General features: G+C 61.6%; 18 protein-coding genes. All 18 read left to right on the top strand.

Annotated features, from left to right (window positions below):
• Positions 1-2: 2 nt before the first annotated feature.
• The 18 genes from ASD50_RS06000 (at position 3) to ligA (ending at position 23,507) form a co-directional block, all read left to right on the top strand.
• Positions 3-374 carry a hypothetical protein gene (locus tag ASD50_RS06000; RefSeq protein WP_056237411.1) on the top strand — a complete coding sequence of 124 codons (372 nt, stop codon included), beginning with the start codon at positions 3-5 and terminating at the stop codon, positions 372-374.
• Complete coding sequence (locus tag ASD50_RS05995) at positions 371-2,086, top strand: peptidoglycan D,D-transpeptidase FtsI family protein (protein ID WP_056237409.1); 1,716 nt, start codon at positions 371-373, stop codon at positions 2,084-2,086. Before ASD50_RS06000 ends, ASD50_RS05995 begins: the two co-directional genes overlap by 4 nt.
• A 46-nt stretch (positions 2,087-2,132) precedes the next feature.
• Positions 2,133-3,587 (top strand): UDP-N-acetylmuramoyl-L-alanyl-D-glutamate--2,6-diaminopimelate ligase, encoded by a 1,455-nt coding sequence (locus tag ASD50_RS05990; protein WP_056237408.1) that lies wholly within the window; start codon positions 2,133-2,135, stop codon positions 3,585-3,587.
• Complete coding sequence (locus ASD50_RS05985; RefSeq protein WP_056237405.1) at positions 3,584-5,017, top strand: UDP-N-acetylmuramoylalanyl-D-glutamyl-2,6-diaminopimelate--D-alanyl-D-alanine ligase; 1,434 nt, start codon at positions 3,584-3,586, stop codon at positions 5,015-5,017. Before ASD50_RS05990 ends, ASD50_RS05985 begins: the two co-directional genes overlap by 4 nt.
• A gap of 23 nt (positions 5,018-5,040) precedes the next feature.
• On the top strand, positions 5,041-6,123 hold the full coding sequence (gene mraY / locus ASD50_RS05980) for a phospho-N-acetylmuramoyl-pentapeptide-transferase (protein WP_056237402.1): 1,083 nt from the start codon (positions 5,041-5,043) through the stop codon (positions 6,121-6,123).
• Between the two features lie 7 nt (positions 6,124-6,130).
• Positions 6,131-7,531: a UDP-N-acetylmuramoyl-L-alanine--D-glutamate ligase gene (gene murD, locus ASD50_RS05975; RefSeq protein WP_056237399.1), complete on the top strand. Its 1,401-nt coding sequence runs from the start codon at positions 6,131-6,133 to the stop codon at positions 7,529-7,531.
• Positions 7,531-8,682 (top strand): putative lipid II flippase FtsW, encoded by a 1,152-nt coding sequence (gene ftsW / locus ASD50_RS05970; RefSeq protein ID WP_056237396.1) that lies wholly within the window; start codon positions 7,531-7,533, stop codon positions 8,680-8,682. The genes murD and ftsW overlap by 1 nt, the downstream gene beginning before the upstream one ends.
• The gene (murG, locus tag ASD50_RS05965) at positions 8,683-9,810 is read left to right on the top strand and encodes an undecaprenyldiphospho-muramoylpentapeptide beta-N-acetylglucosaminyltransferase (protein WP_056237392.1); all 1,128 of its coding nucleotides are present in this window, start codon (positions 8,683-8,685) and stop codon (positions 9,808-9,810) included.
• Entirely contained in the window at positions 9,807-11,213 is a 1,407-nt protein-coding gene (gene murC, locus ASD50_RS05960) for a UDP-N-acetylmuramate--L-alanine ligase (protein WP_056237388.1), read from the top strand. Before murG ends, murC begins: the two co-directional genes overlap by 4 nt.
• A complete protein-coding gene (gene murB / locus ASD50_RS05955) occupies positions 11,210-12,175 on the top strand; it encodes a UDP-N-acetylmuramate dehydrogenase (RefSeq protein ID WP_056237385.1) in 966 nt (321 codons plus the stop codon). Before murC ends, murB begins: the two co-directional genes overlap by 4 nt.
• 217 nt (positions 12,176-12,392) lie before the next feature.
• Complete coding sequence (locus tag ASD50_RS05950) at positions 12,393-13,319, top strand: D-alanine--D-alanine ligase (RefSeq protein ID WP_056237383.1); 927 nt, start codon at positions 12,393-12,395, stop codon at positions 13,317-13,319.
• The gene (locus ASD50_RS05945; RefSeq protein WP_056237380.1) at positions 13,307-14,245 is read left to right on the top strand and encodes a cell division protein FtsQ/DivIB; all 939 of its coding nucleotides are present in this window, start codon (positions 13,307-13,309) and stop codon (positions 14,243-14,245) included. The genes ASD50_RS05950 and ASD50_RS05945 overlap by 13 nt, the downstream gene beginning before the upstream one ends.
• Complete coding sequence (gene ftsA, locus ASD50_RS05940) at positions 14,242-15,549, top strand: cell division protein FtsA (protein WP_056237377.1); 1,308 nt, start codon at positions 14,242-14,244, stop codon at positions 15,547-15,549. Before ASD50_RS05945 ends, ftsA begins: the two co-directional genes overlap by 4 nt.
• Positions 15,550-15,618: 69 nt before the next feature.
• Complete coding sequence (gene ftsZ, locus ASD50_RS05935) at positions 15,619-17,283, top strand: cell division protein FtsZ (protein ID WP_056237374.1); 1,665 nt, start codon at positions 15,619-15,621, stop codon at positions 17,281-17,283.
• 277 nt (positions 17,284-17,560) lie between these two features.
• Positions 17,561-18,499, top strand: coding sequence for a UDP-3-O-acyl-N-acetylglucosamine deacetylase (gene lpxC / locus ASD50_RS05930; RefSeq protein WP_056237369.1), 939 nt, complete (start codon positions 17,561-17,563; stop codon positions 18,497-18,499).
• 120 nt (positions 18,500-18,619) lie between these two features.
• Positions 18,620-19,486, top strand: a complete 867-nt coding sequence (locus tag ASD50_RS05925) for an outer membrane protein assembly factor BamD (RefSeq protein WP_056237621.1) — start codon at positions 18,620-18,622, stop codon at positions 19,484-19,486.
• Between the two features lie 8 nt (positions 19,487-19,494).
• Entirely contained in the window at positions 19,495-21,171 is a 1,677-nt protein-coding gene (gene recN, locus ASD50_RS05920) for a DNA repair protein RecN (RefSeq protein ID WP_056237367.1), read from the top strand.
• Between the two features lie 131 nt (positions 21,172-21,302).
• Entirely contained in the window at positions 21,303-23,507 is a 2,205-nt protein-coding gene (gene ligA / locus ASD50_RS05915; RefSeq protein WP_056237362.1) for an NAD-dependent DNA ligase LigA, read from the top strand.
• The last annotated feature ends 303 nt before the right edge of the window (positions 23,508-23,810 follow it).

Raw genomic sequence — 23,810 nt, 5'->3', positions numbered from 1 at the left:
ACGTGTTCCGCCCCAGTGACATCGTCCTTATAGCAGTCATGGTCGCTTCGGCGGCGATGACCTATACGATCAAGCGAGATGCCGAAGAGCAGCTCGATAATGTTCGCAAGCTGCAGGTGCAGATCCGCACGGAAGAAGACACGATCGACCTGTTGAAGGCCGACTGGAGCCTTTTGACCCAACCGTCACGGCTGCAGAAACTGGTGGAGCGGTATCAGGAACAACTGGGACTGGAACCGGTCAATCCGCACCAGTTTGCGGGCCTTGATGTTTTACCGCCGCGCCCGTTGACGATTGAAGACATCACGTCGGCGGACGCCGCAGGCACCGGTGATGAACTGCTTGATCCGACCAAGACCGGAGCGGTGGAATGAAGCTCAGGTTGAATCCGTTCAAGCGAACCCGGGCCGTCAGCGAAGACGGTTCGATTGTCGTCGATGCGGCCCGCAAGGCAACCGGCGGCAAGACGAAAACGCGCGTCGTTCTCACCATGGCCGTGTTCTTCGGAATTTACGCCACGATCGGTGGCCGTCTCGTTTATCTCGGTTTCCAGGATCCGGACACATCGGGCGCGCCAGCTAGCCGCGTCACGGCCTCTCGCCCGGATATCGTCGACCGCAATGGTGAAGTGCTGGCGACCGATATCAAGACGTCATCGCTCTATGCAGAACCTCGCCATATCGTGGACGCAGACGAGGCAATCGAAAAGCTTGCGACAGTCCTGCCGGAAATCGACTACGAGCAGACCTACAACAAGCTGAAAAGCGGTGCCGGCTTTGTGTGGCTGCAGCGGCAGCTGACGCCGAAGCAGCAAGCCGAAATCATGCAGTTGGGCATCCCCGGCATCGGCTTTCGGACCGAGAAGCGCCGCTTCTATCCCGCAGGCGAAACTGCGGCCTACATCGTTGGCCTGACCAACATCGACAACCAGGGCATATCCGGCCTGGAAAAGTATATTGACGGGCAAGGGCTGGCCGACCTGCAGCAGTCGGGGCTCGCCATTGCCAAGGACCTTGAGCCTGTCCGCTTGTCGGTCGATTTGCGCGTGCAGCACATCGTGCATGATGAGATTGCCGCCGCCCTTGAAAAATACCATGCAATCGCCGCCGGTGCCGTCGTTCTCAACGTCAAGACCGGAGAGGTCGTGGCGATGGCGTCGGTTCCGGACTTCGATCCGAACAACCCCTACAACGCCCAGGACAAGGACCGGTTGAACCGCATGTCCGCGGGTCTTTATGAAATGGGTTCGACCTTCAAGAGCTTCACGACGGCGATGGCGTTGGATTCCGGCAAGGTGTCGCTGGACAGCACCTTCGATGCGACCCGCCCGATCACCATCGGCCACCAGACCATCCGCGACTTCCACGGCAAGCATCGCGTGCTGACCGTGCCGGAAGTCTTCATCTACTCATCCAACATCGGTTCCGCGAAGGAAGCCGATGTGGTCGGCATCGAGGGCCACCGCGAATTCCTGCATCGGCTGGGCATTCTCGAGAAGATGCAGACCGAATTGCCGGAAGTCGCGCGCCCGACAGAGCCGAAGGTCTGGAAGAAGGTCCATTCCATCACCATCGCCTTCGGACACGGCGTCTCGACGACGCCGTTGCAGACGGCAGTTGGCTGCGCCGCCTTGATGAACGGCGGCTACCTGATGGAGCCGACATTCTTGCCGCGCACGCAGGAACAGGCGATGGCTGAAGCCAAGAAGGTCGTCAGCGAAAAGACGAGTAACGACATGCGTTATCTCTACCGGCTTAATGCCGAGAAGGGATCGGGCAAGCGGGCCGAGGTTCCGGGCTATCGGGTCGGCGGCAAGACCGGTACGGCCGAAAAGGTCGTGAACGGCCGCTATTCAGGCGACAAGCGTTTCAATGCCTTTGTCGCGTCGTTCCCGATGGACGATCCACAATATATCGTCCTGTCCATCGTTGACGAACCGCAGCCGGAAAAGCCGGGCATGGGTGCGACTGCCGGCTCGAACGCCGCGCCAATCGTTGCAAACATCATTCGCCGTTCGGCTTCGATGCTTGGCGTTGAGCCGGATTTCAGCCATGAAAATGCGGCAACGCTGGTTTCCTACGAGTGATTCTACGGGCGCGTTGATGCCCATCTGCTATTGCGACTGGATTTAGATGAAGCTGAAAGATCTAACCGGCATACTGCCTGTCGAAGGGGCGCTTGCCTCCGACACGGAGATTACCGGGATTTCGTCGGACTCTCGACAAATCCAGCCCGGCATGCTGTTCTTTGCCCTGTCCGGCACTAAGGCCGACGGTGCGACATATGCCTCGGACGCAGCCAAGCGAGGCGCGGTTGCGATTGTAACCGGTAAAGGCAGCGCACCCTCCGATCTCTCTGTTCCTGTGTTGCAGGTTGACGATCCGCGGCTGGCGCTGGCGCTGTCGGCGGCGAGCTTCTTCGGCAAGCAACCAGAAACGATGATCGCGGTGACGGGCACCAGCGGCAAGACCTCGGTTGCCGCCTTCACGCGCCAGATTTGGGAACATGCCGGATTTGCCGCCGCGTCCATCGGCACCACGGGCGTTGTTGCGCCGGGCCGCAACGAATATGGCTCGCTGACGACGCCCGATCCGGTCGCATTGCACCTGTTGCTCAAGGAACTGGCCGATGTGGGCGTGACGCACGCCTCGATGGAAGCCTCCAGCCACGGTCTCGACCAGCGCCGTCTCGACGGCGTGCGGCTGGCAGCCGGCGGATTCACCAATCTTGGCCGCGACCACATGGATTATCATCCAACGGTCGAGGACTATCACCGCGCCAAGCTTCGCCTGTTCGATACGCTGCTGCCGAAGGGCGCGCCGGCGGTCATCTTCGCCGACGATCCGTGGTCCGAGCCTACGATAAAGGCAGCGCAAGCGGCCAAGCTCGATGTGCGAACCGTGGGACGCCACGGTTCGTTCCTGAAGCTGAAGCGGGTGGAACACGAGCGGCACCGCCAGCGGGCGGAGGTCGAGGCCGACGGCACCCTCTACGAGATCGATCTGCCGTTGGCCGGTGATTTCCAGATTTCAAACGCTCTTGTTTCCGCCGGTCTTGCCATCTCGACTGGAACGCCGGTTGCCAAGGCGATGATGGCGTTGGAAAAGCTGCAAGGTGCGCCCGGCCGTCTCGACCTTGTCGGCACGACAAGGGAAGGTGCGCCGGTCTATGTCGATTACGCCCACAAGCCCGATGCGCTGGAGAATGTGTTGACCTCGGTGCGCCCCTTCACGACGGGCCGCGTCGTCGTCGTGTTCGGTTGCGGCGGCGACCGCGATCGCGGCAAGCGCCCGATCATGGGCGAGATCGCGACGAGGCTGGCTGATGTCACGATCGTGACGGACGATAATCCGCGCTCGGAAGTCCCGGCCGAGATCCGTGCGGCGATCATGGCTGCGGCGCCCGGCGCGGTCGAGATCGGTGACAGGCGCAAGGCCATCCATGAAGCCGTTCAGATGCTGCATGCCGGCGACACCTTGATCGTGGCCGGCAAGGGGCATGAGGAAGGCCAGACCATCGGGGCGGAAACCTTTCCGTTCTCCGACCACGAGGAAGTGCGTGCAGCGCTGAAGGATCGCGCGGCATGAGTTTCCTGTGGACCTCAGACGCGCTTGTCGAAGCAATGGGCGGACGGCCCCTGGGTTCGATGCCGGAAGGCATCTCCGGCATTTCCATCGACAGCCGCAGCCTGCAGCCGGGCGACGCCTTTTTCGCCATCAAGGGCGAGGCGATGGACGGCCATGATTTCGCGACCGCCGCGGTAAAGGCGGGGGCGGCCGTGCTTGTCATCGCTGAAGGCAAGCTGCCGGCGCTGGGACGGCTTACCGCGCCGATGATCGTCGTGCAGGACGTGCTCGTGGCCCTGGAAAAGCTCGGCGCGGCCGCGCGGGCGAGGTCGAAGGGCAAGATCATCGCCGTCACCGGCTCGGCGGGCAAGACGACGACCAAGGAAGCGCTGCGGCGCGTGCTTGGCTCCGTCGGCTCGGTCCATGCCTCGGACAAGTCGTTCAACAATCATTGGGGCGTGCCGCTGACGCTGGCGCGTCTTCCCGAACATACGCAGTATGCGGTGTTCGAGATCGGCATGAACCATCCCGGCGAAATCCGGCCACTGGTCAAGATGGTGAGGCCGCATGTCGCCATCATCACACTGATTGCCGCGGCGCATCTTGGCTTCTTCAAGAACCTGGACGAGATCGCCAAGGCCAAGGCTGAAATATTTGAAGGCATTGAACCCGAAGGCGCGGCCTTGCTCAACCGCGACGATCCGCGCGCCAACATGCTGAACAAGCTGGCGCGGGCGGCCGGCGTACAGCGCGTTTATGGCTTCGGCGAAAATGCGCGCTCCACCTATCGGTTGATCGACTGCGTGCTGCACGCGGACCATTCGACGGTGACGGCCAAGATCGCCGGCAAGGAGATGGTGCTGCGCATCGGCGCGCCCGGGCGCCATATGGTGCAGAACGCGCTCGCCGTATTGGGCGCAGCCCATCTCGCGGGCGCGGATGTTGCCAAGGCGGCATTGGCGCTCAGCGACCTTTCGGCCGAGCAGGGCCGCGGCAAGCGGCATTTGCTGCACCATCCGAAAGGCCCGTTCACGCTTATCGATGAAAGCTACAACGCCAATCCTGCTTCGATGAAGGCGGCGATGGAACTGCTCAACACGACGCCGGTATCCGGCGACGGCCGGCGTGTTGCCGTGCTGGGCGACATGCTCGAACTTGGCGACCACTCGGCCAAGCTGCATGCGGCCTTGAGTGAATTGATCGTCGGTTCGGAGACCTCGACCGTGCTGCTTGGCGGGCCGCAGATGCAGCATCTCGCCGATGCGCTGCCTGCCGATATCCAGGTTGCACACCGCGCCGGGGCTGAGGATTTGAAACCGGTTCTGATCGATACGATCAAGCCGGGCGACGTTGTTATGATCAAGTCGTCGAAGGGGATCGGCTTTTCCAAGCTGGTCGATGCCTTGCTCAAGAAATTTCCGGCCGAAACTGAATTTTCAAGACAGACCTGACAGGTCTGGGGGACGAACAAAGCATGCTGACGCTGCTCGTTGAATTTGCAGACCGGTTCACGGCCTTCAACGTTTTCCGTTACATCACGTTCAGGACCGGCGGTTCGTTGATCACGGCGGCGCTGATCGTGTTCATCTTCGGGCCGACCATCATCAATTCGCTGCGCATCAGGCAGGGCAAGGGCCAGCCGATCCGCGCAGACGGGCCGCAGACGCATTTCAAGAAGGCCGGCACGCCGACGATGGGCGGCCTGATGATCCTGACCGGCATCGTCGTGTCCTCGCTGTTGTGGGCGAACCTGACCAGCGTCTATGTCTGGGTGGTGCTGTTCGTGACGCTGGGCTTCGGTGCAATCGGATTCTACGACGACTATCTCAAGGTCACCAAGCAATCGCATCTCGGTTTTTCCGGCAAGGCGCGGCTTGCGTTCGAATTCCTGATCGCGGGTATCGCCGCATGGGTGATCATGCACAATGGCCAGGCGCCGTTCTCGTCGTCGCTGACCTTTCCGTTCGCCAAGGAATTCCTGCTCAATCTCGGCTGGTTCTTCATTCCGTTCGCCGCCTTCGTTGTCGTTGGCGCTGGCAATGCCGTCAACCTGACCGATGGGCTCGACGGCCTCGCCATCGTGCCGATCATGATTGCGGCTGCTTCCTTCGGCGTCATCGCCTATCTCTCGGGCAATGCGGTTTTCGCGGAATATCTACAGATCCATTTCGTGCCGGGAACCGGTGAACTGGCGGTGATCCTTGGTGCGGTCATCGGTGCTGGCCTCGGCTTCCTGTGGTTCAATGCGCCTCCGGCGGCGATCTTCATGGGCGATACGGGCTCGCTGGCATTGGGCGGGCTGATCGGCACCATTGCCGTTGCAACCAAGCACGAGATCGTGCTGGCCATCGTCGGCGGCCTGTTCGTGGTCGAAATCCTGTCGGTCATCATCCAGGTCGGCTATTTCAAGATGACCGGCAAGCGCGTCTTCCTGATGGCGCCCATACACCACCATTTCGAAAAGCTCGGATGGACCGAGAGCCAGGTCGTGATCCGCTTCTGGATCATAGCCGTGATCCTGGCGCTCATCGGCCTTTCCACTCTCAAGCTCCGGTAGCAACAACTTGATCCCAGCATCGGTATTCTCAGGCAAGCGGGTTTCACTTTTCGGGCTTGGCGGTTCGGGAACCGCAACGGCGCGCGCCTTGATGGCCGGCGGCGCAGACGTGCTTGCCTGGGACGACAATCCGCAAAGCGTCGCAAAGGCCGAAGCGGAGGGCATTCCGACGGGAGACCTGCGCAACGCGGACTGGGCGACGTTCTCGTCGTTCGTGCTGTCGCCCGGCGTGCCGTTGACGCATCCCAAGCCGCATTGGACGGTAGAGCTGGCGCGGGGCGCGGGCGTCGAGGTGATCGGCGACGTCGAACTGTTTGCGCGCGAGCGCATTGCGCGTGCGCCGGATGCGCCGTTCATCGCGATTACAGGCACGAACGGCAAATCGACGACGACGGCGCTGACCGCCCATATCCTGAAGGCCGCAGGCCGCGATGCGCAGATGGGCGGCAATATCGGCCGTGCGGTGATGACACTCGATGCGCTAGCCGCCGACCGGTGCTATGTCGTGGAGTGCTCGTCCTACCAGATCGATCTCGCGCCCTCGATCAACCCGACTGCGGGCGTGCTGCTCAACCTGACGCCCGATCACCTCGATCGTCATGGCACGATGCAGCATTACGCTTCGATCAAGGAGCGCCTCGTCGCCGGCAGCGATACGGCGATCATCGGCGTTGACGATAGCTGGTGCGCACAGATCGCGGACCGGCTCGAGCGCGCCGGCAAGACAGTCGTCCGCATTTCCAAGCGCCTGCCTCTGACGGACGGCTATTTTGCCGATGGCACCAACCTGATGGAAGCCGTGGATGGGCGCTACAGCCGGATCGGGTTCCTCGAAGGGATCGGCTCGCTGCGTGGCCAGCACAATGCGCAGAACGCACTGGCTGCGGTTGCAGCCTGCCTGAAAGTTGGTCTCGACCTCGGCGAAATACAGAACGGCCTCGAGAGCTTTCCGGGTCTTGAGCATCGCATGGAGCAGGTCGGCCGCAAGGGGCACGTGCTGTTCGTGAATGATTCCAAGGCGACCAACGCGGATGCAGCCGCACCTGCCTTGTCCAGCTTCCCGCGCATCTACTGGATTGCCGGAGGGCTTCCGAAGGAGGGCGGCATCGAACCTTTGCGCGGCCTGTTTTCGCGCATCGCCAAGGCTTATCTCATCGGCGAGGCAGCGCCTGCCTTCTCGGCCACGCTGGGCGAAACCGTGCCTTATGAGATTTCCGGTACACTCGCGGCGGCGATCGAACATGCCGCGCATGATGCCGAACAGGATGGTAGCGGCGAGGCCGTGGTGCTGCTGTCACCAGCCTGCGCGAGCTTTGACCAGTTCAAGAATTTCGAGGTGCGAGGCGAAGCCTTCAGGCAAGCTGCGCATGCCATAAAGGGTGTAATGCCTATTGGAGGGGCACGCTGATGCAGAGCCGTCTCGACACTAGCCCGGTTTCCAACTGGTGGTGGACGATCGACCGCTGGTTCCTTGCCGCCTTCCTGTCGCTGATGGGATTGGGCATCATCCTGTCGTTTGCGGCCAGCCCTGCTGTTGCGGAACGCATCGGGCTTGATTCATTCCACTTCGCCACCCGGCAGATCATCTTCACGATTCCCGCGCTTGGCGTGATGCTTGCCGTGTCCTTCCTCAATGCGCGACAGATCAGGCGGCTGGCAGTTATCATGCTTTGCCTGATGCTGGTGCTGATGGTTGCCGTCCTTTACATCGGCGTCGAAGTGAAGGGTGCGCGGCGCTGGGTGTCGCTGGCAGGTCTGTCGATCCAGCCTTCCGAGTTCCTGAAGCCTGCTTTCGTGGTCATCTGCGCGTGGCTTTTTGCCGAACACAAGCGCCAGCCGGATATTCCGGGCAACCTGTTTGCGATGATCTTGCTCGGGCTGGTGCTGGCGCTTCTGGTGGCGCAGCCTGACCTCGGCCAGACCATGCTGGTGACCGGCACCTGGGGCGTTATGTTCTTCATGGCCGGATTGCCGTGGATCTGGATCATCGCTCTCGGCGTGATCGGGGTCAGCGGCATGTTTGCGGCCTATGAGGTGTTTCCTCACGTCGCCGGGCGTATCGACCGCTTCCTGACCGGAGAGGGCGACACGTTCCAGGTCGACATGGGCCACGAGGCGCTGGTGAATGGCGGCTGGCTTGGGCTTGGGCCTGGCGAGGGTACGATCAAGCGCCTCATTCCCGACAGTCACGCCGATTTTGTCTTTGCGGTTGCGGGCGAAGAATTCGGCCTCATCATGTGCTTTGGCATCATGCTGATTTTTGCCTTCATCGTGCTGCGCGGCCTGAGTACTGCGCTGAAAGAGCACGATGACTTTACCCGCTATGCCATTGGTGGACTGGTCACGGTTTTCGGGCTGCAATCGGTCATCAACATGGGCGTCAACCTGCAATTGATGCCGGCCAAGGGCATGACGCTCCCGTTCATTTCCTATGGCGGCTCGTCGCAAATTGCCATCGCCCTTTCCATGGGCATGGTGCTTGCCCTGACGCGCAGGAAGCCGGAAAAGCGCAAACAGGCCGAATACGGCTTTTTGCAGCGGGCGATGCCGGCAGAGTAAATGGCAAAGGGCGTCATTCTTCTTGCTGCCGGAGGCACGGGCGGCCACCTTTTCCCTGCCGAGGCCTTGGCTCACGAACTGAAGGAGCGAGGCTGGGCAGTTCATCTCGCGACCGATGATCGCGCCGAGAGGTTCGCAGGGCATTTTCCTGCCGAGGCCATTCACCAGATACGTTCGGCAACTGTAGGCTCGAAAAATCCGCTCGCCTTGCTGGCAACGTTCTGGAAGCTGTGGGACGGTGTGCGCCAGGCTTCGACGGTTATCAGGCGGATCAAGCCGGCGGTGGTCGTTGGATTTGGCGGCTATCCGACGTTGCCGCCGCTCTATTCGGCGACGCGGCGCGGCGTGGCAACGCTCATCCATGAGCAGAATGCAGTGATGGGCCGTGCCAACCGGGCATTGTCGAGGCGGGTGACGGCAATTGCCGGCGGCTTTCTGCCGGAGGATGCCAGCGCTGCCGGGGCAAAGACCGTTACCACCGGAAACCCGGTGCGGCCGCAAGTGATCTCGGCGGCGGCAACGCCATATTCGGTTTCGCGATCCGGCGACGCATTTCGCCTTCTGGTGTTTGGCGGAAGCCAGGGCGCACAGTTCTTCTCCGACGCGGTTCCCGCCGCCGTCGCGCGGTTGGATAAGGATCAACTGGCGAGGCTCTCCGTCGTGCAGCAGGCGCGGGCGGAAGACGTGGCCCGGGTGAAGGCGGCTTACGAGAAGATTGGGGTACAGGCGGAAGTCTCGCCATTCTTCACCGACATGGCGGCTCGCATGGCGGCCAGCCATCTGGTGATTTCGCGCTCGGGCGCTTCGACCGTTTCGGAAATCGCGGTGATCGGCAGGCCTGCCTTGCTCGTTCCATACCCGCACGCGCTCGACCATGACCAGGCTGCGAATGCGGCAGCACTTGCCGCTGCCGGCGGTGCGGAAGTCCACGCACAATCGACGCTGTCGGTGGATAAGATTGCCGGACTGATCGGCAGCCTGATGAACGGTCCGGACAGGTTGGCTTCGATGGCCGCTGCCGGCAGGACTGTCGGCAAACCGGACGCCACGAGGTTGCTCGCCGACCTGACAGAGGCTATTGCGTCCGGCAAATCAGTCGAACAATTCAGGAAGGAACTGCACGCATGAAGATGCCGCAATCCATCGGCCTCGTGCATTTCATCGGCATCGGCGGCATCGGCATGAGCGGCATCGCCGAGGTGCTGCACAACCTTGGCTACAGGGTGCAAGGCTCCGACCAGGCCGAGAGCGCCAATGTCCAGCGTCTGCGCGAAAAGGGTATCGAGTGTTTCGTCGGTCACCGGGCTGAAAACCTCGGCGATGTGGAAGTGGTCGTGGTTTCGACGGCGATCAAGAAATCCAACCCGGAACTGAAAGCGGCGCGCGAAAAACTTTTGCCGGTGGTGCGCCGCGCCGAAATGCTGGCCGAGCTGATGCGCTTTCGCCAGGCGGTGGCCATCGGCGGCACGCATGGCAAGACGACCACGACGTCGATGGTCGCGACGCTGCTCGAAGCCGGCGGGCTTGATCCTACGGTGATCAATGGCGGCATCATCAACGCCTACGGCACCAACGCCCGCATGGGCGACGGCGAGTGGATGGTGGTCGAGGCCGACGAGAGCGACGGCACGTTCCTGAAACTGCCGGCTGAAATTGCCGTCGTTACCAATATCGACCCCGAGCACCTCGATCACTATGGCAGCTTTGACCGTGTGCGGGAGGCGTTCCGGCAGTTTGTCGAAAACGTGCCGTTCTACGGCTTCGGCGTCATGTGCATCGACCACCCGGAAGTGCAGGCGCTGGTCAGCCGCATCGAGGACCGGCGCGTCATCACCTATGGTGAAAATGCACAGGCCGACGTGCGTTTCACCAATCACCGCATGCATGGTGCCATCTCCGAATTCGATGTCATCATCCGCAACCGCAAGACTGGCGCCGACATCTCCATTCCGGGGCTGAGGCTGCCGATGCCTGGCCGCCACAATGTGTCGAACGCCACCGCTGCCATAGCCGTCGCGCATGAACTTGGCCTGTCCGCCGAGGCGATCAGGAAAGGCCTGTCGTCGTTCGGCGGCGTGAAGCGGCGTTTCACCCATACCGGCTCATGGGGTGGGGTGGAGATATTCGACGACTACGGCCACCACCCGGTCGAGATCAAGGCCGTGCTGCGGGCTGCGCGCGATTCGACCAAGGGCCGCATCATCGCCATTGCGCAGCCGCATCGCTTCACGCGCCTGCACGACCTCTTCGACGACTTCTCGGTCTGCTTCAACGATGCCGATACGGTCATGGTCGCGCCTGTCTATGCGGCAGGCGAAGAGCCGATAGAAGGTGTGAGCAGCGACACACTGGTTGCGCGCATGCGCGCCGGCGGGCACCGCGATGCACGCTACATCGAAGGCCCGTCCGCTATCGCGCCACTTGTGCGTGACCTTGCAAAGCCCGGTGATTTCGTTGTTTTCCTTGGTGCTGGTAACATCACGCAGTGGGCCTATGCATTGCCCAAGGAACTTGGCGAGGCGAAGATTTGAGCCGTGGCGAAGCACTGATAGAAAAGCTTGGTGGCGAACTCGCAGGTTTGCGCGGGCGTATCACGCCGAATGCCGAGATGGACAAGATCACCTGGTTCCGGGCAGGCGGCCTTGCCGACGCGCTGTTCCAGCCTGCTGACGAGGACGACCTGGCGGCTTTTCTTAAAGCAGTGCCTGAAGATGTTCCGCTGACCGTTGTCGGCGTCGGCTCCAACCTTCTGGTCCGGGACGGTGGCATTGGCGGATTTGTGGTTCGCCTTTCCGCCAAGGGGTTTGGAGAGGCCGAGGCAGTCTCGCGCACCCAGATCAGGACAGGCGCCGCCGTGCCGGACAAGCGCGTTGCGGCGGTGGCGCTGGAAGCCGGTATCGGCGGCTTCCATTTCTATCACGGCATACCGGGTGCGATCGGCGGCGCGCTCAGGATGAACGCGGGGGCCAACGGGGTCGAGACGCGCGAGCGCGTGGTGGAAGTGACAGCCCTGGATCGCAAGGGCAACCGCCACACGCTTTCAAATTCCGACATGGGCTATGCCTACCGGCATTCGTCGGCACCAGCGGATTTCATCTTCACGTCGGCGTTGTTCGAGGGGTATCCAGAAGACAAGGCGGTGATCAAGGCCGCCATGGATGCCGTTCAGAATCATCGCGAGACGGTGCAGCCAATCCGCGAGAAGACTGGCGGTTCGACCTTCAAGAACCCGGAGGGCACCTCGGCGTGGAAGGAAATCGACAATGCCGGCTGCCGCGGCCTGATGATCGGCGGCGCGCAGATGTCGCCCATGCACTGCAATTTCATGATCAATACAGGGTCGGCTACCGGCTACGACCTTGAATATCTGGGCGAAACCGTGCGCGCCCGGGTGCTCGAACATTCCGGCATCCGCCTTCATTGGGAGATCAAGCGGATCGGAAATTTCCGGGCCGGGCATACGGTCCAGGAGTTTCTCGGACAGTTGCTCTGAAGACTCACTTCCGCAGTTTTTTCGCTGTTTTCGCAGAAAGTGAATCTCTCGGAATCTTAAGCACTTGTCACGGAATCAACTCTCTGATTCTCTGCTCTGGAAGCGTTTCCTGATTTGAGTCGTTTAGCGCGTTGTTTTTCTGGCGGGGCAGCCCGCCGGGCGCTTGGTTTTTGTTTCAGGAAGCAGGGTTGCTGGCCCGCCAAGGGGATGACGGGGAATGAAGAACAAGCACGTGGCTGTCTTGATGGGTGGTTTCTCGTCAGAGCGGCCTGTGTCCTTGTCTTCCGGCAGGGCTTGCGCGGATGCGCTCGAGGCTGAAGGCTATCGTGTTACGCGGCTGGATGTTGATCGTGACGTGGGCGCCACTCTTGCCGAACTCAAGCCGGATGTTGCCTTCAATGCCTTGCATGGCCCCTTTGGCGAAGACGGTACGATCCAGGGGATTCTGGAATACCTAGCGATTCCCTATACACATTCCGGGGTGCTTTCCTCGGCGCTTGCGATGAACAAGGAGCAAGCCAAGAAGGTTGCCAAGGCCGCCGGCTTGCCGGTGGCGGAATCGAAGGTCGTCAGCCGCTTTTCGATTGTCGAAAAGCATCCGATGCGGCCACCCTATGTGGTCAAGCCGGTCAACGAGGGCTCGAGCTTCGGCGTGGTCATTGTCAAGGAAGGGCAGTCGCATCCGCCCCAGGTGATTTCGTCGCCGGACTGGAAGTATGGCGATGTGGTGATGGTCGAACGTTATGTTCATGGGCGCGAGCTGACATGTGCCGTGATGGGCGATGTGGCGCTCGGTGTAACCGAGATCATCCCGACGGGGCATGCCTTCTATGATTACGATTCAAAATACGTGGTCGGCGGATCAAAACACGAATGCCCCGCAAAAATTTCACCGAATATTTACCAAAAAATACTGACACTGTCGCTTAAGGCTCACCAAGCGATCGGTTGCCGGGGCGTATCCCGGTCGGACTTCCGTTACGACGACCGTCACTCCGAAAACGGCGAGGTTGTCTGGCTTGAGGTCAATACCCAGCCGGGCATGACGCCGACGTCTTTGGTGCCCGAAATCGCCGCTCATGCGGGACATTCGTTCGGCGATTTGTTGAGTTGGATGGTGGAGGACGCTTCGTGTCTGCGTTGAGGTGGGGACAGAGTGGCGGAAGGGGCGCCTCGGGCGCTGCGCTGGCTGATGTCTTTGCGCCGTTGAGCCGTTTCGTTCCGCGCCGTTGGCTGCGTCGACCGCTGCGCATGGTGTCGAGGTTGGGTAAGGGGGCTTACACTGCCCCGCCCTACGCTGCGACGATCCTTTCGGCTGTGCTGCTTTCGACCAGCGCGACTTATGGGGCCTATGTCGGCGGGCATCTCGACAGCTTTGTTCAAAGTGTCACGGCGCGAACCGGCTTTGCCGTCGACCAGATCAAGGTGGTGGGCAACCAGCATACCTCCGAAATCGATATTCTCGACAAGCTCGAGCTGAATGGTTGGACTTCGCTGATCGGGCTTGATGTCGAAGCCGCACGCGAAAGGGTGGCTTCGCTGCCCTGGGTCGAAGTCGCGACCGTTCGCAAGGTCTATCCGCACACGCTTGAGATCCGCATCGACGAACGGCAGGCGTTCGCGCTTTGGCAGCAAGGGACGACGCTTGACGTGATCGAGCGTTCCGGCCGCATCATTGCGCCGTTCACCGGCGGGAAACTGGCGAAGTTGCCGTTGATCGTTGGCAATGGTGCGCCCGACCATGCTCCTGACTTGATGGCGCAAGTGCAGCAGTTTCCGACGCTTGCCGCGCAGGTCAAGGGCTACATCCGCGTCGGCGACCGACGCTGGAACATCAAGCTGGGCAATGGCATCACCGTGAAGCTGCCGGAGCACGATGTCGGTCAAGCTCTTGCGGACATTGTGCGGATGGACCGTGAAAATGGCCTGCTTGGACGTGATGTCGTCGCCGTCGATTTGAGAATTCCCGATCGCGTTGCCGTGGAGCTGTCGCCGGACGCATCGGCGGCGCGCATGGCGGCGCTGAAAGAAAAGCCGAAGGGCCTTGGCAAGCCGGAGAAGAAAATATGAGCTGGCTTGGCGGGCATGGCGATTCCTCATCGCGCCGATCCGGCATCCTTACGGTGCTCGACGTCGGTTCAAGCAAGGTTTGCTGCGTTGTTGCCAAGCTGAAGCCCAACGAGGACGGCAAGCTGCTGCGTGGCCGTTCGCATCGTGTTCAGGTCATCGGCATAGGTCACCAGAAATCGCAGGGGGTGAAGTCCGGCGTCGTCGTCGATCTCGATCGCGCCGAGCATGCCATTCGCCTGGCTGTCGACTCCGCTGAACGGATGGCGGGGCTTACGGTTGATTCGCTCATCGTCAACATGACGGCGGGTCGTCTCAAGAGTGAAACCTTTTCCGCAACCATCAATCTGGGCGGGCATGAGGTCGACGAAGGCGACATCAAGCGGGTTCTCCTGGCCGGTGCGCGGCAGGCGCTGAAGTCCGAGCGTGAGGTAATCCATTCGCTGCCGGTCGGCTTCGCGCTGGATGCCGAACATGGCGTGCGCGATCCGCGGGGCATGGTGGGCGATACGCTTGGCGTCGACATGCACGTCTTGACGGGAGATGCCGCGCCTCTGAAAAATCTCGAGCTTAGCATCAACCGGTCGCACCTGTCGGTCGAGCGCCTTGTCGCTACGCCATATGCCAGCGGGCTGGCGGCGTTGGTCGATGACGAACTCGAAATGGGCGCTGCCTGCATCGACATGGGCGGCGGAACGACGACCATCTCGATTTTCTCGGAAGGGTCTTTCGCGCATGGTGATGCCATTCCTGTTGGCGGCAACCACGTTACGCTGGATCTGGCAAAGGGCCTGTCGACCACGATCGAGGCCGCTGAGCGCCTGAAGGTGATGCACGGTTCGGCGTTGCCTGGAAGCGCCGATGACCGCGATCTGGTCACCATCCATCCGATCGGCGACGACAATGAGGCCCCCCAGCAAATTCCTCGCTCGGTGATGACGCGTATCATCCGCGCCCGTGTCGATGAGACGCTGGAATTGCTGCGCGACCGAATCAACAAATCAGGCTACGGCAGTGCCGTTGGAAAGCGCATCGTGTTGACGGGCGGCGCGAGCCAGCTTGCCGGCTTGCCGGAGGCGGCGCGGCGTATCCTTGGAAGAAATGTGCGGATAGGGCGGCCGCTCGGCGTTGCCGGCCTTCCCGAAGCGGCAAAGGGACCTGCATTTTCGACCGTGGTCGGACTTTTGATCTACCCGCAGGTCGCAAGCTTCGAGAGTGCTTCAGCAAGTAGAGTATCTGGTCTGAAGATGACCGGAACCGATGGACGATTGCATCGCATGAGTCAGTGGTTGAGGGACAGTTTCTAGAGTTGACGGGGACAGCCCCATAGGCGGCCGCTACGGCGAGGCGGCGGGAAAAGGCAAAGGACGAGGACAATGGCAATCAATCTGCAAAAGCCGGACATTACCGAACTCAAGCCACGAATCACCGTATTCGGCGTCGGTGGCGGTGGCGGAAACGCGGTCAACAACATGATCACGGCGGGCCTGCGCGGCGTCGAGTTCGTCGTGGCGAACACGGATGCGCAAGCTCTGACCATGTCCAAGGCCGAGCGGCTCGTTCAGCTCGGCGCCCATGTGACCGAAGGTCTTGGCGCTGGTTCGCAGCCCGAGGTCGGTCGTGCGGCGGCGGAAGAGTGCATCGACGAGATCAACGACCATCTCTCGAACACGCATATGTGCTTCGTCACCGCCGGCATGGGCGGCGGCACGGGCACGGGTGCTGCTCCGGTGGTTGCCCGCGCTGCCCGTGAAAAGGGCATCCTGACCGTCGGCGTTGTCACCAAGCCGTTCCATTTCGAAGGCCAGCGCCGCATGAAGACGGCCGTTCTGGGTATCGAGGAGCTGCAGAAGTGCGTCGATACGCTGATCGTTATCCCGAATCAGAACCTGTTCCGCCTGGCCAATGACAAGACCACCTTTGCCGATGCCTTCGCCATGGCCGACCAGGTGCTTTATTCCGGTGTTGCCTGCATCACCGACCTGATGGTCAAGGAAGGCCTTATCAACCTCGACTTCGCCGACGTCCGTTCGGTGATGCGCGAAATGGGCAAGGCGATGATGGGCACCGGCGAGGCATCGGGCGACGGTCGCGCAATGGCCGCAGCCGAAGCCGCTATCGCCAACCCGTTGCTCGACGAGACGTCGATGAAGGGCGCCAAGGGCCTGCTGATCTCCATTACAGGCGGTCGCGACCTTACCCTGTTCGAGGTCGACGAAGCTGCAACCCGCATTCGCGAAGAAGTCGACCAGGACGCCAACATCATTCTTGGCGCTACCTTCGACGAGGAATTGGAAGGCGTCATCCGCGTGTCGGTCGTCGCCACCGGCATCGACAAGTCGGCTGCTGATATTGCTGCTGCGCCGATCGCCATCCGCTCGGTTCCGCCGAAGCAGCCGGTGCGGCCTGCCGCTGCGGCTGAAATTCGTCCGGCTCCGACGCAGCCTGCTATACAGCAGGAGCAGCGCGCGCATGATCCGATCGCCGAAGCCATTCAGATGGCAGAGCAGAATGCGGCCGCGATGGCACACCGTGCGGCCCCGACCGGACATGCCGAGGAGTTCCGTCCGCAGAGCAAGCTGTTCCAGGCCCCGCCTGCACAGGCACCCGTCCAGCACGTTGCCCCTCAGGCCATGCAGCCGGCTCCGCAGCCGCGCGAGATGCAGCAGCCGATGGCTGCCGCACCGCAGCGCATGCCTCGCGTGGAGGATTTTCCTCCGGTCGTGAAGGCGGAAGTCGAAGCCAAGTCGCATCCGGTCGATCATGAGGATCGCGGCCCGATGGGCCTGCTGAAGCGCCTGACCAATGGCTTGACCCGCCGCGAGGAGGAGCCGGCACGCTTGCAGCCCGCCCAGCCGCGCGAACCGAAGTTGCGTCAGGCCGCTCCGGAAGTTCGTCGCCTGCCGAGCCAGGACCCGCAGCTTTACGCGCCGCGCCGTGGCCAGCTTGACGACCACGGCCGCCTCGCATCGCCGTCGCGCAGCGTTCACGAAGAGGATCAGTTGGAAATTCCGGCCTTCCTCCGGCGCCAGGCAAACTGACCGTTAACCGGTTGTAATACTTATCAACAGGCAGGCGTGAAAACGCCTGCCTGTTTCTGTATAAACGCCTTTAAATCAAGAGGTTGCCGCCACCCCGACGAAGGATGCGCCATTACACGAGGAAAGAAAGCGTGATTTGGAGTCTGTCGGACGCATTATTATCTTCGCGCGGCAATAACTGACTGTGGGTTGGGATGGGGCCTCCAGTCATTGATATGTACAAAGCCGGCTGGACTGATAAAGCTGGCAATGTGGGCTTGGGCACACGGGGATCGTTTTGAACGATTATCAAACGACAGTTAAAGCGCGAGTGACGCTGGCCGGAACGGGTGTGCACAGCGGCAAGCCGGTTTCCGTAAGCTTCGCTCCGGCGGATGCCGACACAGGCATCGTGTTTCATTTTGTCGGTGGAGCGGCGTCGGACAAGGAAGTGCGAGCGCTGGTTTCAGAAGTCGGCGCAACCGATCTCTGCACACTGTTGGGAGATCCGGCCGGCCAGCATGTGGCGACTGTTGAACATCTGACGGCCGCACTTCTCGGCGTCGGCATCGATAACCTCGTCATAGAAATCGACGGCAACGAAATTCCGATCCTCGACGGCAGTGCCGCCATGTTTGTCGATGCAATCGACCAGGTGGGTATCGAAACGCTGGCGGCAAAGCGGCGTTTCATTCGCATCGTCAAGCCGATTCGCATTGAAAGTGGCGCCTCTTGGGCGGAGTTCCGACCCTATGCAGGCACACGCTTCGAAGTCGAGATCGACTTTGAAAGCCCAGCCATCGGCCGTCAGCAATTCGCTTCCGATCTGAATGCCGACGTTTTCCGCCGTGATATTGCGCGCGCGCGCACATTCGGCTTCATGAAGGATGTCGAGCGGCTTTGGGCGGCGGGCTATGCGCTTGGTTCTTCGCTTGAAAATTCGGTGGTGATCGGAGACGACAACCGCATCATCAACATGGGCGGCCTTCGCTACCCGAACGAGTTCGTTCGCCACAAGACGCTCGATGCGATGGGTGATCTGGCTCTTGCCGGCGCGCGCTTCATCGGTTGTTTCCGCTCCTATCGTGGCGGCCATCGCTTGAATGCGGCTGCACTTCGGAGGCTTTTGTCCGACCGTACCGCCTTCGAGATCGTTGAAACGACGCGACCGGAACGCGGGCGCAGTGCCGAAATGCGGGCGGTTCGCTCGCCTGTCTATGCACCTTGGGTAGTCTGACTTTAGGCCGCTGCCACAAAAATGTGCGATTGCCGGATGATAGCGTTGCCGCGCGATGCTGTTATGGTCTATGGCTGCTCGCTGATGACTGAAATGGTGCCGAAAGGGCCGACTCCAATCATGTTGTTCAAACGGGCTGATCGATCGATGGCACCCGCGAAACGTATTCTCCTGGCCCTGTCGGTTGCAACGGCGCCCTTGCTGCTGTCCGGCTGCATGTCGTCCGAAAAGGACATCGACCTCTCGACCTATGTCGACCAGACCGAGCCTGCCGACGTGCTCTACAATCAGGGCCTCGCCAACCTCAATGCCGGACGCCTTGCCGAGGCAAGCAAGAAGTTTGCGGCCGTCGACCGACAACATCCGTATTCAGAATTTGCCCGCAAATCGATGGTGATGGGCGCTTTCGCCAACTATCGCCAGGGCAATTACGAAGAAGCGATCGGGTCGGCCAAGCGCTACCTGACCTTGTATCCTTCGACCGAAGACGCCGACTATGCGATGTACATCATCGGCCTCTGCTATTTCCGCCAGATCAGGGACGTGACCCAGGATCAGAAGGAAGCGCGCCAGACCGTACAGACCATGCAAGAAGTGGTCACGCGTTGGCCCGACTCGGAATATGTCGAGGACGCGAAGGCGAAAATCCGTTTCGCCAACGATCAGCTTGCCGGCAAGGAAATGCAGATCGGCCGCTACTATCTCGAGCGGCGTGAATATCTGGCGGCGATCAAGCGCTTCCGCAGCGTTGTCGAAACCTATTCCAACACCCGCCACATTGAGGAAGCGCTGGCACGCTTGGTCGAAGCCTACTACGCGATGGGCCTGACCGACGAGGCGCAGACCGCTGCTGCCGTGCTCGGCCAGAACTATCCGGACAGCCAGTGGTACAAGGATTCCTACAAGCTGCTGCAGGGCGGCGGTCTCGCGCCGCGTGAGAATGCCGGCTCGTGGATTTCCAAGGCCGGAAAGCTCATCACCGGCTGAAGGTCCTGATGCTCGCCAGACTGTCGATCCGCGATATCGTTCTGATCGAGAAGCTGGACATAGACTTTTCGCCGGGGCTCTCTGTGCTGACCGGCGAAACGGGTGCTGGTAAGTCCATCCTGCTCGATGCTTTGTCGCTCGCCCTTGGCGCGCGAGGCGACGCCTCGCTGGTTCGCCACGGCGCGACGCAGGGTCAGGTGACGGCCGTCTTCGACGTGCCGCGCAACCATCCAGCCAGACTTGTTCTTTCCGAAAATGCGATCGAGGACGATGGCGACATCATTCTTCGGCGCTTGCAGACGGCGGATGGGCGCACGCGCGTCTTCGTCAACGACCAGCCGGCCAGCGTTACCTTGATGCGCGATATCGGCCGCGCTTTGGTGGAAATCCACGGCCAGCACGATGACCGCGCTCTGGTGGATGCTGGGGCGCACCGGGAACTGCTGGACGCATTCGGCGGCCATGCCGGTGCCGTTCGCGAAACCGCCGAAGCATGGCGCACGTGGCGCGCGGCGGAGCAGGAGCTTGCGCGTCATCGCGCCAAGGTGGAGGCTGCGGCGCGGGAAGCCGATTTTCTCCGGGCATCGGTGGCGGAACTGGTCAAGCTCGATCCGCAACCGGGCGAAGAAGGCGACTTGGCGGAACTTCGCGCCGCCATGATGCGAGCCGAGAAGGTTGCCTCTGAAATCCATGACGCGCAGGATGTCCTGTCAGGTCCGTCTTCACCCTTGCCGCAATTAGCAAGTCTGCTGAGGCGGTTGCAGCGCAAGGCTGGCGAAGCGCCCGGCCTGCTTGACGATGTCGTCAAATCGCTTGACGAGGCTTTGCTTTCGCTCGACGCCGCGCAGGCGGGCGTCGAGGCAGCGCTTCGCGCGACCGAATACGATCCGCAAAAGCTTGAAAAGGCCGAGGAGCGATTGTTTGCGCTGAGGGCCGTCGCGCGCAAGCACAATGTAGCGGTGGATGATCTTGCACGCCTGCGCGACACAATGTCAGCCGACCTTGCCGATCTCGATGCGGGCGAGGATCGCTTGCACGGGCTGGAGAAGCAGGCGGTGGCAACGCGTAGCCTGTATGACGAGACAGCGGCGCATCTTTCAGCCCTTCGCCATGCGGCGGCTACCGGCCTGCTCAAGGCGGTGATGGCGGAGCTTCCCGCGCTCAAGCTGGAACGCGCGGAGTTCCTCGTGGAGATGTCGAGCGAGGCCGGCAACCGCATGGAAGAGGGCATTGACCAGATCGAGTTCTGGGTGCGGACCAATCCGGGCACCCGCCCTGGCCCGATGATGAAGGTTGCCTCCGGTGGCGAGCTTTCCAGGTTCCTGCTGGCGCTCAAGGTGGCGCTGGCCGATCGGGGTTCAGCGCCGACCCTTGTGTTCGATGAAATCGATACCGGCGTGGGCGGCGCTGTGGCGGATGCCATCGGGCAGCGGCTGGCGCGACTTTCCAGGCGTGTGCAGGTTCTGTCGGTTACCCATGCGCCGCAGGTGGCGGCGAGGGCGGCTACGCATTTTCTGATCTCGAAGTCAGGTGGCAGCGACCGCGTGGCGACCGGCATTGCCGAGATGGATACGGATGCGCGGCAGGAAGAGATCGCCCGCATGCTTGCCGGCGCGACCATTACGGATGAGGCTCGCGCGGCGGCGGAGCGGCTCTTGCGGGAGAACACGGCGGCGGCTTCCTGAACTGTTAGTGAGCTGCCAAATTGAGTCAGGATAAGCGCGTATGTGGCTGTTTCCTTGCAGCTTCCTGCGCTACTACTCCCGCTATCGCTTGATCCGTCTTCGTATTGCACCGTTCGCGTGGGAGAGGCGCCATGTCTGGTAAACCTGTCGATGCTTTGACCGAGGGCGAAGCTGCGGACGAGCTGGAACGGCTTGCGATCGAGATTGCGGAGCATGACCGGCGCTATCATGCCGAGGATGCGCCGACGATTTCCGACGCGGAATACGATGAGCTGAGGCGTCGCAACCTCGCCATCGAGGAACGCTTTCCTGAGCTGATCCGCGAAGACTCGCCGTCCCAGACCGTAGGCGCGCCCCCGGCAGAGGGCTTTGCCAAGGTGCGCCATGCCGTGCCGATGCTCAGCCTTGCCAAGGCTTATACCGATCAGGACGTGGTCGATTTCATCGAACGTGGCCGGCGTTTTTTCGAGCGGGACAAGGACCTCGATATCGCCTTTACGGCGGAGCCGAAGATCGACGGATTGTCGGCGTCGCTGCGATACGAGAAGGGCGTTTTCGTGCAAGGTGCGACGCGCGGCGATGGCGCGGTTGGCGAAGACATTACCGCCAATCTCAAGACGATTGCCGACATTCCGCAACGTCTTGCCGGTTCGGGTTGGCCGGAGGTCATCGAGATCCGCGGCGAGGTCTACATGACCTATGCCGAGTTCCAGGCCTTGAAGGAACGTTCCGCCGCCAGCGGCGGTCAGGACTACGTAAACCCGCGCAATACGGCGGCCGGCTCGCTGCGCCAGAAGGACCCCACGGTGACGGCCAGCCGGAACCTGAAGTTCTTCGCCTATGCCTGGGGATATACGAGCGAGGACCCGGCTCCCACGCAGTACGATGCCGTGCAGAAGTTCGCCGACTGGGGGTTCAAGATCAGCCCGCTGATGGTGCGGGCGAGGTCGGTGGAGGACCTTATCGCGCAATACAAGCTGATCGAGGCGCAGCGCTCGTCGCTCGGCTATGACATCGATGGGGTCGTCTACAAGGTCGACCAGCTTGAATTGCAGCGTCGCTGGGGCTTTGTCACAGGCGAGCCGCGCTGGGCGGTCGCCCATAAATTCCCGGCAGAGCAGGCGACCACGACGGTGCGCAGGATCGATATCCAGGTTGGCCGCACCGGGACGCTCGCCCCGGTGGCGCGGCTTGCGCCTGTCACCGTTGGCGGCGTGGTCGTCGAGAACGTCACGCTTCACAACGAGGACTACATCAAGGGCTTCGACAGTTTTGGCCTGCCGATCCGCGAAGGCAACGACATCCGCATCGGCGACACCGTCGTGATCCAGCGGGCAGGGGACGTCATCCCGCAGATTGTCAGCGTCGTGATCGACAAGCGGCCTGCCGATGCCGAGCCCTATCAATTCCCGCATACCTGCCCGGTTTGCGGGTCGCCGGCCACGCGCGAAATCAATGAGAAGACCGGCAAGGAAGATTCGCGCCGGCGCTGCACGGGCGAGCTGATCTGTGCGGCGCAGGCGGTGGAGGCGCTGCGCCATTTCGTGTCGCGCGGGGCCATGGACATCGAGGGCCTCGGCGCGGAGAATATCGACATTTTCTTTAACGCCGGGCTGATCAAGACTGCTGCCGACATCTTCACCCTGAAGGACAGGCGTCCCGATGTGCAGCTGGCGCTGGCAGAGCGCCGTGAAGAACAGGCCAGGCTGAGGGAGGCGGCTTCGGGCAAGACACGCAAGAATGTCCGCAGTGTCGAAGATCGCAATTATGAAGGCCTCGACAAGCTGTTTGCCGCAATCGACGCTCGCCGCGAACCGGAACTCGACCGCTTCATTTTTGCGCTGGGTATCCGCCATGTCGGAGAGACGACCGCCGCGCTTCTGGCAAAAACGTTCTCGACCATCGAGGAGTTGATCCGGGTCGGCAAGGAGACAGCTGCGGCTGCCGATCCGCATACGGTGTTCCCCTCCATCAACGGCATCGGCGATACCGTGATCGGGGCGCTGCGCGATTTCTTCGCCAATGAGCGAAACGATGATGTGCTCGACGCGCTGCTCACCCAGGTCCGCCCCAAGCCCTATGTCGTCACCGTTTCTGCCGACAGCGTGGTTGCGGGCAAGACCGTCGTGTTCACTGGATCGCTTGAAAAGATGTCGCGCTCGGAAGCCAAGGCGATGGCCGAACGGCTTGGCGCCAAGGTGGCCGGGTCGGTGTCCGCCAAGACCGATCTGGTCGTTGCCGGGCCGGGCGCTGGTTCGAAGCTCAAGCTTGCAAGCGAACTCGGCATCGAGGTGATCGACGAGGACGAGTGGTTCGTGCGTGTGGGCAAAGGGTAGGGGTGCTTTCCGCCCACGCCTGCCGTCGCCCTCTCCCTGCCCTTGCGGGGAGGTGAGGGGCAGCGCCAAGCATGCCAGATGTGCATGAAAAGCTGACCAATCTCCGTCCAACCCCTTGACCCCGTTCGCTTTCACAAAAATCTTTCACTCTACTTATCCACACCCTTCGCGACCCCACCCATAATCTGCCCCTGTCCCTTCCGCGGGGAACACCGGTCATGACGGTGATTGCGTGGGAAGGGGCCGGTGCCCCGGAGGCGAGGCTAACGTGGTCTTGTTCCGGGGAGGTTTGGCTGCTCCCCC

The organism is Mesorhizobium sp. Root552 (genome assembly GCF_001427285.1).
GTDB lineage: Bacteria > Pseudomonadota > Alphaproteobacteria > Rhizobiales > Rhizobiaceae > Mesorhizobium.
The sequence above is the reverse complement of the archived record's forward strand: the minus strand, read 5'-3'. Positions and strand labels throughout refer to the sequence as shown.

Coding starts and splice junctions, on each gene's coding strand:
- ligA (WP_056237362.1), top strand. CDS start 21,303: ATGTCTGGTAAACCTGTCGATGCTTTGACCGAGGGCGAAGCTGCGGAC.
- ftsA (WP_056237377.1), top strand. CDS start 14,242: ATGAGCTGGCTTGGCGGGCATGGCGATTCCTCATCGCGCCGATCCGGC.
- mraY (WP_056237402.1), top strand. CDS start 5,041: ATGCTGACGCTGCTCGTTGAATTTGCAGACCGGTTCACGGCCTTCAAC.
- murC (WP_056237388.1), top strand. CDS start 9,807: ATGAAGATGCCGCAATCCATCGGCCTCGTGCATTTCATCGGCATCGGC.
- ASD50_RS05985 (WP_056237405.1), top strand. CDS start 3,584: ATGAGTTTCCTGTGGACCTCAGACGCGCTTGTCGAAGCAATGGGCGGA.
- murG (WP_056237392.1), top strand. CDS start 8,683: ATGGCAAAGGGCGTCATTCTTCTTGCTGCCGGAGGCACGGGCGGCCAC.
- recN (WP_056237367.1), top strand. CDS start 19,495: ATGCTCGCCAGACTGTCGATCCGCGATATCGTTCTGATCGAGAAGCTG.
- ftsZ (WP_056237374.1), top strand. CDS start 15,619: ATGGCAATCAATCTGCAAAAGCCGGACATTACCGAACTCAAGCCACGA.
- ftsW (WP_056237396.1), top strand. CDS start 7,531: ATGCAGAGCCGTCTCGACACTAGCCCGGTTTCCAACTGGTGGTGGACG.
- ASD50_RS05990 (WP_056237408.1), top strand. CDS start 2,133: ATGAAGCTGAAAGATCTAACCGGCATACTGCCTGTCGAAGGGGCGCTT.
- ASD50_RS05995 (WP_056237409.1), top strand. CDS start 371: ATGAAGCTCAGGTTGAATCCGTTCAAGCGAACCCGGGCCGTCAGCGAA.
- ASD50_RS05950 (WP_056237383.1), top strand. CDS start 12,393: ATGAAGAACAAGCACGTGGCTGTCTTGATGGGTGGTTTCTCGTCAGAG.
- ASD50_RS05925 (WP_056237621.1), top strand. CDS start 18,620: ATGTTGTTCAAACGGGCTGATCGATCGATGGCACCCGCGAAACGTATT.